The sequence below is a fragment of the Microvirga zambiensis WSM3693 genome, from assembly GCF_016735695.1.
Classification (GTDB): Bacteria; Pseudomonadota; Alphaproteobacteria; order Rhizobiales; family Beijerinckiaceae; genus Microvirga; species Microvirga zambiensis.
In genome coordinates, this window is sequence record NZ_JAERQD010000022.1 from 82,103 (window position 1) to 94,245 (window position 12,143).

Annotated in this window: 9 protein-coding genes; 2 read left to right on the forward strand and 7 right to left on the reverse strand. The window is 65.2% G+C overall.

Going from position 1 to position 12,143, the window contains the following annotated elements:
- Positions 1–193: 193 nt before the first annotated feature.
- Together JKL46_RS17795 and JKL46_RS17800 are read right to left on the reverse strand one after the other, a co-directional pair.
- Entirely contained in the window at positions 194–1,462 is a 1,269-nt protein-coding gene (locus JKL46_RS17795) for an SGNH/GDSL hydrolase family protein (RefSeq protein ID WP_201835355.1), read from the reverse strand.
- 57 nt (positions 1,463–1,519) lie between these two features.
- Positions 1,520–2,746 (reverse strand): lytic murein transglycosylase, encoded by a 1,227-nt coding sequence (locus tag JKL46_RS17800; protein WP_201835357.1) that lies wholly within the window; start codon positions 2,744–2,746, stop codon positions 1,520–1,522.
- A gap of 284 nt (positions 2,747–3,030) precedes the next feature.
- Between JKL46_RS17800 and JKL46_RS17805 the strand changes: the two genes are divergently transcribed.
- Together JKL46_RS17805 and JKL46_RS17810 are read left to right on the forward strand one after the other, a co-directional pair.
- Positions 3,031–3,897: a UTP--glucose-1-phosphate uridylyltransferase gene (locus JKL46_RS17805; RefSeq protein WP_201835398.1), complete on the forward strand. Its 867-nt coding sequence runs from the start codon at positions 3,031–3,033 to the stop codon at positions 3,895–3,897.
- A gap of 255 nt (positions 3,898–4,152) precedes the next feature.
- Positions 4,153–5,148, forward strand: coding sequence for a KpsF/GutQ family sugar-phosphate isomerase (locus JKL46_RS17810; protein WP_201835360.1), 996 nt, complete (start codon positions 4,153–4,155; stop codon positions 5,146–5,148).
- Between the two features lie 181 nt (positions 5,149–5,329).
- Here JKL46_RS17810 and JKL46_RS17815 read toward each other — a convergent pair whose 3' ends face one another.
- The 5 genes from JKL46_RS17815 to JKL46_RS17835 all read right to left on the reverse strand — a co-directional run bounded on the left by JKL46_RS17815 (position 5,330) and on the right by JKL46_RS17835 (position 12,084).
- Complete coding sequence (locus JKL46_RS17815) at positions 5,330–5,779, reverse strand: NfeD family protein (RefSeq protein WP_201835362.1); 450 nt, start codon at positions 5,777–5,779, stop codon at positions 5,330–5,332.
- Positions 5,776–6,759 carry an SPFH domain-containing protein gene (locus JKL46_RS17820; RefSeq protein ID WP_201835364.1) on the reverse strand — a complete coding sequence of 328 codons (984 nt, stop codon included), beginning with the start codon at positions 6,757–6,759 and terminating at the stop codon, positions 5,776–5,778. Before JKL46_RS17820 ends, JKL46_RS17815 begins: the two co-directional genes overlap by 4 nt.
- A gap of 256 nt (positions 6,760–7,015) precedes the next feature.
- Positions 7,016–8,077 carry a ferrochelatase gene (gene hemH / locus JKL46_RS17825; protein WP_201835366.1) on the reverse strand — a complete coding sequence of 354 codons (1,062 nt, stop codon included), beginning with the start codon at positions 8,075–8,077 and terminating at the stop codon, positions 7,016–7,018.
- A 121-nt stretch (positions 8,078–8,198) separates the two neighbouring features.
- Positions 8,199–10,406: a sensor histidine kinase gene (locus JKL46_RS17830; protein ID WP_201835368.1), complete on the reverse strand. Its 2,208-nt coding sequence runs from the start codon at positions 10,404–10,406 to the stop codon at positions 8,199–8,201.
- 166 nt (positions 10,407–10,572) lie between these two features.
- Positions 10,573–12,084 carry a bifunctional metallophosphatase/5'-nucleotidase gene (locus tag JKL46_RS17835; protein ID WP_246529369.1) on the reverse strand — a complete coding sequence of 504 codons (1,512 nt, stop codon included), beginning with the start codon at positions 12,082–12,084 and terminating at the stop codon, positions 10,573–10,575.
- Between the last annotated feature and the right edge of the window lie 59 nt (positions 12,085–12,143).

Here is a 12,143-nt window from a genome sequence, read left to right on the forward strand (position 1 = left end):
GTGGCGCGTAATTGCCTCTCCCCGGCGGGGAGAGGTCGAGCGCAGCGAGGGTGAGGGGGCACAGTTCCATCCGGAGAGGGCGCAACCCCTCACCCGCGCCTCCGGCGCGACCTTTCCCTCAAGGAGAGGTTAAACAGCGCATCATCTTTTCAGGTGATCACTCATCCGGTCGGGCATTGGGTTGGCGCTTGGTCTAAGGATTGGGCCAGCGATAATCGTCGGCCCGGCCGGGCCGCGAGCCGGGCGCGATCCCGACCCTTAAGGCGCGCTGGATCGGATAGGCGTTCTCACCTGTCAGCTTGGGCGGCGCGGTGACCAGCGTCCCGCTCGGTGTCACATCCTGGCGGGTGAGCGGCAGGACCGGCCCGATCAGCGGCTTCGAAGGCAGCGATATGGGGGCTGCGGCATCAGGCGGGGACGGAATCGCCGCCTCGACGGCGGGTGTGGCCGACCCGTCCGCGGGCGTGATGTTGGCGGGGCTGGGAGCGGCAGCCGTGGCCGTTCCGCCCTGACCCAGGATGCGTTTGATTTCGGTGTCGGCGAAGAAGGCGACCTTCCGTGAACCGGCCCGCGTGAAGAAGATGCCCTCGTTGGTGCGCAGCTTGGCGGGCTCGCCGTCCACATCGGGGCCGTCGGGCGTGTAGCGGTTCTCGTCGTCCACGAAGCCCGGCCAGATATCCACATAGGCGCCGCCGTTGCGCTGGACGCTCTCCTTGTAGATCTCGTTCATGGCGACGAGGTCGTCGGAGATCTTGCTGTTCTTCATGGGCGGCAGGCCGATCCAGACCAGAGGCACCCCGCGTTCCTTGAAAACGGCCGTGATCGCATCGACCCGCTTGCGATAGAGATCCTTCCAGCGGTCGGACAGGGGCTCGATCGTCTCGTCGCCCTCGCGGATCGACTGACGGTCGCTCGTCCCGAGCATCATGACGGCAACGGAGGTCTTCTGTCCGCCATCCAGGGACGTCTTCACGAAATTCGGCCAATCGGCCGGGTCGGCGCGCACAAGGTTGACGTCACCTCTCACCTTCGCAACCACTTCCACGTCCGGGTTCTCGGCGAAATGGGCGTCGAGCCCCTGGCGGGCGAAACCTGCGAGCGAATCGCCGAACACCACCACATGCGTGCTCGGGTCGACCTTCGGCTTCTCCTGCCTGGCGACGGCCGTCGCCGGCGGGGCGGTCCGGCGCGGCCGCACGACCGGCACCTGCGCGGGCGGCGGCGGAGTGTCCGGAACGCCGAAGAAGCGCCTCAGGCTGAAGCCCTGCTGCTGCTGCGGTGCCGGCTGCACCAGCTTGCCGGGATAATAGCCAGGCGGATAGGCCCGCAGATCGCGCCGCGGCTGCTGCTGTTGCTGGTATTGCTGCGGGGAATAGCCCGACTGAGCCAGGGCCGCACCGCTTCCCAGGCCGGCGAGCAGCACGGCCAGCGTCAATCCGCGAATATTCGGCATCAGGGTCATAGGCGGTTCCAAGCAGATCCGGACCAGCCTGGATTATAGAGCCTTGCGGAAGCTCCGTCAGCGGGTCGCACGCAATTCGCGCAAGACCGCATAATCGGCATAGCCGTCGGGGATCAAGCCACGGCGCAGCTGGAAGTTCCGCACGGCGTCGCGGGTCTTGGAGCCGAGTTTGCCGTCCGTGGTGCCCTCGTAGTAGCCGAGGCCGGCGAGGCGCTCCTGCAGCTCCTGGCGCTGATCCTTGTCCAGCATCGGCTGATCCTTCGGCCAGGCCCCCTGGATCGGCATGCCGCCGAGGAGCCGGTCGCCGAGATGGGCGACGCCCATGGCATAGGCGTCGGAGGAGTTGTAGGCCTTGATCACGTCGTAGTTGCGGGTCACCAGGAAGGCCGGTCCGCCGGCGCCGCCGGGCAGGAACAGGCTGGCCTCGCCGGAGCGCGGCATGGCCCCGCCATCGACGCGGCGCAGGCCCACCGCCTGCCAGCGGGCGAAATCCTGCCGCAGGTGACGGAAGTCGAAGCCTTTCGGCAATGCCACCTCGAAGCCCCAGGGCAGGCCCGGCTGCCAGCCATGCTGGCGCAGGTAATTGGCCGTCGATGCCATGGCATCCGGCACCGACGACCAGATGTCCCGCACCCCGTCGCGGTTGCCGTCGACGGCGAATTTCATGAAGCTCGAGGGCATGAACTGGGTCTGCCCCATGGCGCCGGCCCAGGAGCCCAGCATCTTGGAGCGGTCGATATGCTCCCCTTCCAGGATCTGCAGCGCGGTCAGCAGCTCCTCTTTGAAGAAATCGCCGCGGTAGCCGGTATAGGCGAGCGTCGCCAGGGCCCGCACCGCATAGATCGAGCCGGTGAAGCTGCCGAAATTGGTCTCCATGCCCCAGACGCCGAGCACCACGGATCGCGGTACCCCGTAGGTGCGCTCCACCGAGGCCAGGGTCTTCGACCATTCCGCCGCCATCTCCTGGCCGCGCTTCAGGCGCTGGGCCGAGATGGCGCCGTTGATGTAGTCCCAGATCGGCCGGACGAATTCCGATTGTTTTTTCGTGAGCGCGATGATCTTGGCGTCTGGCTCGACGCCGCGGAAGGCTTCCTCGAAGGTCGCCCGCGACACGCCCCGCGCCTTGGCCGCCGGCCAGAGTCCCTGGACGAAGCGCTGGAACCCGGCCTGCGACACCTCCTGCGCCAGCGCGGGAGAGGGCATGGCCCCCACGCCGGCTGTGAGGCTCAAACCGAGAAGGAGTGCGCCGGAGAGGCGGCGCACCAGGGACAGCTTCTGGCGCATGGAAGTCGCTCACGGAAACAGGACAGATCTGTTCTGCTATTGCGACACTATGCAGGTTAACAGGCGGTTGACAGCTAGCCTTGTTGCTACTGCGTCGTTATGTGCCGCGCCCGATCGATCGGTTTCGAATTCGGCCTGTGTCGCAAAACTGCCGTTGTTCCCGGCTTAACCGCAATGGCCGGGCGGGATGTTCAGGAAACCGAAGCTTGACAGTTATCGGTTTCCTTTTCCCGGACCTGGCTTAGATTACCCTTCCCTTCCGATGCTCAATCATGGCCCCATCAATGAAGCGTATCCGCAAAGCAGTCCTGCCCGTCGCCGGTCTCGGCACCCGGTTCCTGCCGGCCACCAAGGCCGTTCCCAAGGAGATGCTGTGCGTCGTCGACCGCCCCGTCGTGCAGCACGTTGTTGATGAGGCGCGCGCCGCCGGCATTGAGCATTTCATTTTCGTCACCGGCCGTAACAAGGCGGTGATCGAGGACCATTTCGACATCGCCTACGAGCTCAACCGCACGCTCGAGGGCCGCAACAAGACCAAGGAGCTGGAACTGCTCGCCAAGGACCAGCCCCAGGCCGGCCAGACGAGCTTCACGCGCCAGCAGGAGCCTCTCGGCCTCGGCCACGCGGTCTGGTGCGCCCGGGAACTGGTCGGCGACGAGCCCTTCGCCGTGATCCTGCCCGACATGCTCAGCCGCGGCTCCATGGAGCAGATGATCGCGGCTTACGACAAGCATGGCGGCAACATCATCGCCGTCGAAGAGGTGCCCGCGGACCAGACGCACCAATACGGCATCGTTTCGGTGGGCCAGGAATTCGGCCAGACCTTCGAAATCACCGGCATGGTCGAAAAGCCGCCGAAGGGCACCGCGCCCTCGAACTACATCATCTCCGGCCGCTACATCCTGCAGCCGGAGGTCTTCGACCTGCTCTCGACCCAGGAGCGCGGCGCAGGCAACGAGATCCAGCTGACGGATTCGATGATCCGCCTGATGAAGGACCAGCCCTTCTTCGGCATGAAATATGAGGGCAGGACCTACGACACCGGCTCCAAGATCGGCTTCCTCATGGCCAACGTGGCCTATGCCCTGGAGCGCGAGGAGCTTTCGGCCGAGTTCCGCCGCGAGCTCGAAGCCCTGCTGCGGCAGAAGTAGGTAGCGACTTAAGTTTTGGCCCCACGCTGTCATTCCGGGGCGCCGTAGGCGAGCCCGGAACTCATAACCGCTGAGGATGCAGAAAGAGGCGCAACGCCGCTCATCTCTATCCTGAGCTGTCGTGGCTATGGGTTCCGGGTTCCGCTGCGCGGCCCCGGAATGACAGTCTGCCGGGGCCATCAGCACTCAACTGAGTCACTACCCAGAAGTAAAGTGGGTTCCTCGTGGCCGCCTCTCCGTGCTAGAGGGGCGGTCATGGCACTTGCACAACAAGCCCCCCATTCGCTCGACGCTTCCGTCGAATCGGCCCTGCGCACCCTCGAAACCGAGCGCGACGGCCTGACGATCCTGATGGAAGCCATCGGCAACGGCCTCGGCTCCTATTTCACGGCTGCGGTCGAAACCCTGGCCGCCGCCAAGGGCCGTGTCATCGTGACCGGCATGGGCAAGTCGGGCCATGTGGGCCGCAAGATCACCGCCACCTTCGCCTCGACCGGCACCCCCGCCCATTATGTCCACCCGGCGGAGGCGAGCCACGGCGATCTGGGCATGATCCAGACCGACGACGTGATCATCGCCCTGTCCTGGTCGGGCGAGACGGCGGAGCTCGCCGACATCATCGCCTATTCCCGCCGCTTCCGGGTGCCGCTGATCGCGCTGACCTCTAATGCCGGCTCGACCCTCGGCCGCGCGGCCGATATCTGCCTGACGCTGCCGAAGGCCAAGGAAGCCTGCCCGAACGGGCTTGCCCCCACCACGTCCACCACGATCCAGCTGGCGCTCGGCGATGCTCTCGCGGTTGCGCTGCTGGAAAAGCGCGGCTTCACGGCGGAGCACTTCAAGGTGTTCCACCCGGGCGGCAAGCTCGGCGCGCGCCTCAAGCTCGTGCGCGACATCATGCATACGGCTGAGCGCCTGCCCGTCGTCGGCGTCGAGGCCCGCATGGACGAGGCCATCGTCGAGATCGGCCGCAAGGGCTTTGGCGCCGTGATCGTGATCAATCCGGACGGCACGCTCGCCGGCATCGTCACCGACGGGGATCTTCGCCGCAACCTGACGTCGGACCTCATGACCCTGCCGGTGACGGCGATCATGACCAAGACCCCGCGCACCATCGCGCCGGATGCCCTGGTCGCCTCCGCCCTGGAAATGGAAGAGGCCTCGCGGATTACAGCCCTCATCGTGGTCGAGAACAGCCGCCCCGTCGGCCTCGTGCACTACCTCGACCTGCTGCGCGCCGGCGCTGCATGAAGATCTTCGCCTGAGAAGTCTGGCTCGAAAAGGGTTTTTGCCCCCTAGCCCTCATCCTGAGGAGCGAAGCGTCTCGAAGGACGAGGGCGTCTCCAGTGCTCTCTGGAGCCTCCTTCGAGACGCCACTTCGTGGCTCCTCAGGATGAGGCGAGAGATTGACGAGCCAGGCTCCGAGGCATGCTCAGGGATCATCCACCACCAGCGTCGATCCCTCGACCCGCACGACGCGGACCTTGGCTCCGGCGAAGCGGTCGGCACCGGTGACGCGCCAGGAGCTGTCGTCGACGCGGATGCGCCCCTCTCCGTCCTTGATCGGCGTCTCGAGGGTGAAGACCCGTCCGACGAGGGATTGTCCGCGCTGATTGAGCGGCGTGGTTGCCGCATCGGGCTGCGTCTTCGAGCGGGTGACGAAGCGCCCCAGGATCACGGCCCCGACGGACAAAAGCGCGAAAAGCAGCGCCGCCGCCTGCCAGGACAGGCCGAGCAGTGCGTCCACCAATCCGGTGACGATGGCGGCGAGGCCGAGCCAGACGAAGAAGGCGCCCGGGGCCAGCAGCTCGATGCCGATCAGGATGACGCCGAGGATGATCCAGGCCCAGGCGCCGAGGCCGATGAATGTATCGGCGATCATGGGCGCTCGGTTCCTTTCGTGACGGTGGGCACGCTGCGCGACGGCTTCACGCCGGCTCCGCCCTCCCCGAATACGGACCTGGTCAGCTCCGCGATGCCGCCGAGCGTTCCGGCAAGACCGGCCGCCTCGATGGGCACGATCACCACCTTCTGGTTCGGCGCCGAGGCGAGCGCGCGGATCGCGTCGATGTATTTTTCCGCCACGATGAAATTCGCCGCGTTGAGATCGCCCTTGGTGATGGCATCGCTCACCATGCCGGTCGCCTTGGCCTCGGCCTCCGCCTGACGCTCGCGCGCCTCCGCATCGCGGAAGGCCGCTTCCTTCCGGCCCTCGGCGGCCAGGATCTGCGCCTGCTTCTGGCCCTCCGCCCGCAGGATTTCGGATTGGCGCATTCCTTCCGCTTCGAGCACGGCGGCGCGTTTCTCGCGCTCGGCCTTCATCTGGCGCGCCATGGCGCCGGCGAGATCCTGCGGCGGGATGATGTCCTTGATCTCGACGCGCGTGACCTTGGCGCCCCAGGGCGAGGCGGCGGCGTCGACGACGCGCAAAAGGCGCTCGTTGATCTCGTCGCGATGCGAGAGAAGCTGGTCGAGATCCATGGAGCCGACGACCGTGCGGATATTGGTCATGGTCAGCACCAGGAGCGCCTGGTTCAGGTTCGAAACTTCATAGGACGCCTTGGCCGCATCGAGCACCTGGAAGAAGGCGACGGCGTCGATGGTGACGCCCGCATTGTCCCTGGTGAAGGCCTCCTGGCTCGGAACGTCGAGCACCTGCTCCATGACGTTCACCTTTTTCCCGATCTGATCGATATAGGGCACGATCAGGCCGAGGCCCGGCGTGAGGGTGCGCGCATAGCGCCCGAACCGCTCCACCGTATAGGCATAGCCCTGCGGGACCGTCCGGATGCCCATGGCGATCGTCACGACGACGACGAGCACCAGAACGATGACGAAGATGTCGAAACCACTCAGCGGCATGATCCCCTCAAGGCAACCTCGTTGCAGAGGGCTCACGCTAACGCAAACAGGCTTGGAGTCCTAGAGCGGGGCCTCATCGGCCGGTCATTCGCGGCTTGGATAACCCTCCACCTTAATCCTGAGAGGCTGATCTATTCACCTATGTCATCAACGGCCTTGTGCCGGTGATCCCGATCGATCGAGGCAGCGCTCTTCCTGATCGGGATGGCCGGGACAAGCCCGGCCATGACACGCGAGACTCGTCCAAACAGGACAATCAAATCCACCCCTGAAGCTCGCGCTCCACGACGTGATTGATGACGCGCATGCCGTCGTCGCTGTCGTTGAGGCAGGGCAGATAGGCGAAGTCCTCGCCGCCGTGATGCATGAAGATCTCGCGGTTCTCGACGTTGAGCTCTTCGAGGGTTTCCAGGCAATCGGCCGAGAAGCCCGGCGCCACGATGGCCAAGCGCTTCACGCCGCTGGAGGCCAGCGCTTCCACCGTCTTGTCCGTGTAGGGCTGCAGCCATTCGGCCTTGCCGAAGCGGGACTGGAAGCTCATGCGGAACCTATCCTCGGACCAGCCGAAGGCCTCGCGCATGAGGCGCCAGGTCTTCACGCACTGGCAGTGATAGGGATCGCCTTTCAGCAGGTATTCCTTCGGCACGCCGTGGAAGGAGACGAGGATCACCTCCGGCTCGAAGGTAAGCCTCGCCAGCTCCTTCTTCATCGAGGCGACGAGAGCATCGATATAGACCGGATCGTCGTGATAGGGCGGCGAGACGCGCACGCTCGGCTGCCAGCGCATGTCCATCAATGCGCGGAAGGCCTGGTCGCAGGCGGTGGCCGAGGTGGCGGCGGCATATTGCGGATAGAGCGGCACCAGAAGAATGCGGTCGCAGCCCTGGTCGAGGAGCGCCTGGATGCGCTCGCGCACCTCCGGCTTGCCGTAACGCATCGCCCAGTCGACCGTGACCCTGTCGCCGGCGATGGCCTTCAGGTGCTCGGCAACCCTTTCGGCCTGGTTGCGGGTGATGGTCTTGAGCGGGCCTTCATCGCGCTCGTTGTTCCAGATCGACGCGTAGTCGCGTCCTTTGGGGCCGGGGCGCTTGGTGAGAATGATGAGGTTGAGGATCGGCCACCAGATGAGGCGCGGCGTCTCGATGACGCGTCGGTCGGAGAGGAACTCCTTCAGGTACCGCCGCATGGGCCAGTAGCCGGTTCCTTCCGGCGTTCCCAGGTTCATCAGAAGCACACCGATCCGCCCAGACCTCGCAGGCGGGTGGTCCACCGGGCGGACGCCCTGGCGCAGATCGGTCAGTTTCACGCTCTCGTTCATCAAAAGCCCCTTGGCCGCAGAATTCTCGGCGAATCCCGCTCTTGGATAGGGCCTAGATAAGAGGTTGCGGCGGTTCCGCCAACAGGACGCCTCAGCGCATTGGCTGGGCCGGTAAAGCGCGTCAGACGCTCATCTCGGGGAACTGGGCCTGCTTGAGGACGGTATCGATGGCGACGCGCAATCCTTCCGGATCGAAATCCATCTCGACCTTCGCGTTGAGCTGTGTCGCCAGAACCCGGTGCAGCAGCCGGGAGCCGAAGCCCTGGCGGGCGGGAGGCGAGACCTTGGGCCCGCCCCGCTCCTGCCAGACGAGCTTGAGCCGCGTGCCCTCCTCGGCCGGCTCGGCCTGCCAGGACACCGACACCTTTCCGCGAGGAACCGACAAGGCGCCGTATTTGGCGGCATTGGTGGTCAGTTCGTGGATCGCCATGCCGATGGGAACGGCAGCTTCCGAGGGCAGTTCCACCGCAGGACCTTCCAGCCTGATGCGCTCGCCCCTGGTGTCGTTGTAGGGGCGCAGCTCCTTCTCCATGATCTCGCGTAAGGATGCGGTCTGCCACACCGCCTCGGTGAGCAGCGAATGGGTGTTGGCGAGCGAGATGATGCGCCCGACGAAGGCCTGGTAGAAATCGTCGATGCTCAACGCCGAGCGGGCGGTGGCGCCGACCACAGCCTGGACGGTGGCGAGGGTGTTCTTGACCCGGTGATGCAGTTCGCGGATCAGCAGCGATTGCTGCGTCTGGGCCTGCTTGCGCTCCTCGATCTCGCTCTGGGCATTGCGATAGAGGCGGCTGTTCTCGAGCGCGATCGCGGCCTGAGCCGTCAGGCCCGCGAGCAGACGTTCAGCGCGAGAGTTGAACATCTGCGCTCTTTCGTGCCCGAAGACGAGAATGCCGTGGATATCGCCTGTCCGCAGCAGCACGGGAACAGCCATGAGGCTGCGGATCACGGGCGAGCCCGGCATGGCATCGACTGTGAACGGCGTTCCGTCATAACCTTGCTCGATTGCGATGTTGTCGAGGCGGACCGTTTCGCCGTCCTTGAAGGCGGGAGCTGCGATCTCCCGCACGTTCAGGGCGGAAAAGGCCTCGCTCAGACCACCCGCATTGGACTTCGCATAATGCTCCTTCCCCTCCTGTGACAGGCCGCAGAAGAAGGCTCCGAACTGCGCTCCGGTCAGCTCGATCCCGGCATGGACGACATTCTCGATGATGCGGTCGAGATCGAGTTCGGCCGCGAGAGCAGAGCCCGTCCGGTTGAGGATTTCCAGCGCCGCCGTTTCGGTGCGCAGCTCGTTCGTCCGCAAGGATACCTGGCGCTCCAGCAGCGCCGCATTGGCGGCCTGCTCGTGGAACTGCTCGGACGCGAGCGCGGTCAGCGCCAGCAGGGCCAGAAGGGCGATGAGCGCGAAGGCGCCGTAGAGCCGCGTCTGGACATACCAGGGCGTCCAATAGGCATCGGCCGGCATGCTCACATTCATATAGAGGGGCATCGTGCCCACCTGCCGATAGGCGCCGGTCCGCTCCCTGCCTTCGGCGATGTACGAGTACAGGCCTGCCTGAGCGGCCGTCCTCAGCGCCCCGTCGAAGGCTGCCTTGTCGATGGGCGCGAACGAGAGCGCGTCGGGCGGCGGCGGAGATTGCGCGATGACGGCTCCGTCGGAGGCCCGCATCAGGACGACCCGGCTCCCCCTCGGCAGCCGGACCTTCGACCAGTAATCGTAGAAATAGGACAGGGAAACGGTAACGGAGGCAATGCCGCCGAATTCCGCATTCGCACTCGACAGGCGCCGGCTGATCATGAAGGTCGGCACCTTCGTGGCCCGCCCGAGAATCGGCTCGCCGACGAACAACCCGCGATCCCCGCCCAGCTGTGCACTGAACACATCGCGCCCGGAGATATTCGAGGACGGAGGCGGAAACTGTGCGGATGTCAGGCGCAGCCGACCGCTCGCATCGTTGAGCCAGACATCCTCGATATAGGGCAGGGAATCCTGGATCGCGTGGATCTGCTGCCAGAGCGGCCGCGATGTTTCGATCTCGTCCCAGTTGCGGCCCTGCACCAGGGCCGTGGTCTGCTTGAGCGTCAGATCCGTGACCTCGAGAAGCCGCGCCGTGTGATCGGCCAGGAAGAAGGCCGCATTCCCGAGATCGTCCTCGTTACGCTGGATCAGCCGGTTGCGCTGCTCCCAGGCGATATAGCCGAAGGTCAGGAGAATGAACGCAACGCCGAACAGCCCCATGAACAAGGTCAGCCGCCCGCGCGCAAGGGAGCGGCGGCGGCGCTTTTGAGCCAGGCTGATGTGGTCCGAGCGCGATGAGATTTGCAAGAAATATGGCCGTATTGAAATGCAGATTCGCCGGATACCGCCAAGAATGGCACAGCAACGGCCGTTGATGGAGAGGGAAATTGCATCTCCATCGGTCCGATCTACCATGAAAAACGCCGGAGCCCTCGCAGGTTCCGGCGCAAAGACGTGAAAAAGGCGCGTCCGCTCAGCGAAGGACGACGCGACCCTCGACCTTGGGCGCGACCTTTCCGGCCTTGGAGACGTACTCGATCACCTGGCTCGCCATGAGCTGGCTCGCCGCGACGTCGATGAGCGACTTGGCACCGATGAACGAGCGATAGCCGTCACCGCCGCGGGACACGAAATCGTTGGTCGCAAGCTTGTAGGTCTTCGCCGGATCGAGCGGCTGGCCGTTGATCATGACCGACTTCACGCGGCTGCCGACCGGCTCCTTCACCTCGACCTCGGCCACGATGCCGGAGACCTGCGGGAAGCGGCCGCCGAGTTCGCGGATCTGGCTGACGCCGTTCTCGAGCGCGTCCTTGATCTGCGAGCCCTTCACCTCGATCAGCACGGTGGTGTTGCCGAAGGGCATTTCCGAGAGGATGTCGCGGCGGGTCAGCTTCTGGCCGGCCTGATACTGCTTGTCGGCGCGGATGCCGCCGCCGTTGGTGAGAGCCACATCGGCGCCGACGGCCGATTTCAGCGCATCGGCGATCAGGTTGCCCATGGCCGCTTCGCCTCCGCGCACGGTGGCGCGGCGGCTGTCGAGCGCCGTCTCGGTCACGCCGATCTCGACGTCGAGCTCCTTGGAGAGCTTGTCCTCATAGCCCTTCACCACCGCCTCGATATCCGGATCGGGCTTCACGGTGGCGCTGTCGACGATGCGGAAATTCGGCGACCAGGTGACCGTGGCCTTGCCGTCCTTCACCGCCTTGGTGACGGCCAGTTCCGTGATCACCACGTAATTGGCCTGAGATTCCGACTCCGTCAGCGCGACCTTGCCGTCATAGAAGGCGAGCAGGTGCTCGTCATGGCCGCCGATGATCAGGTCCACCCCGGCGGAGCGGGCGATGATCATGTCGACTTCGAGCGGCGTGTGGGCGATGGCGACGACGAGGTCGGCGCCCTTCTCGCGCAGCTCCTTGGCCTTGGCGCGCGCCGTGTCGATGGTGGAGGAGAACTTGATGGTGCCCGGGCTCGACGCGATCGGAGTGTCCTCCGTGGTGAGGCCGAAGAAGGCGACCTTCACGCCCTGCACGTCGATCGTCTTGTCGGGCTTGGTGTTGGCCGGCAGGCCGGCGCCATCGACGATGTTGGTGGCCAGCACATCGAACTTGGCCTCCGCCATGCGGGCGCGGAAGGCTGCGTCGCCGAGATCGAACTCGTGGTTGCCCGGCGCCATGGCGTCGACGCCCATGCGGTTCAGGATGTCGATGACGTGGGCGCCCTTGTCGAAGCCCGACAGGAGCGAGGGCGAGATCGTGTCGCCGGCATGGATGAAGAAGGCATTGCCCTTCGCCTTCTCCTCCTTGATGACGGTGGCGAGCTTGGCGAAGCCGCCGCGGCCCTTCTCGGGGCTCATGCGGTCGATGTCGTTGGTCTGGACGAAACGGATCGTGACGGCCTCCTGCGCCAGGGCCGTGCCCGACAGCAGCATGGACAATCCAAGGAACCCGGCGCGTAACGCAGCGGAAGGGCGGCTCTGAAACATCATGAAGGTCCTCGTAGAAGGTTGGATCCGTGGTTGAAGGCCATGGAACCTAGACCGGCAAC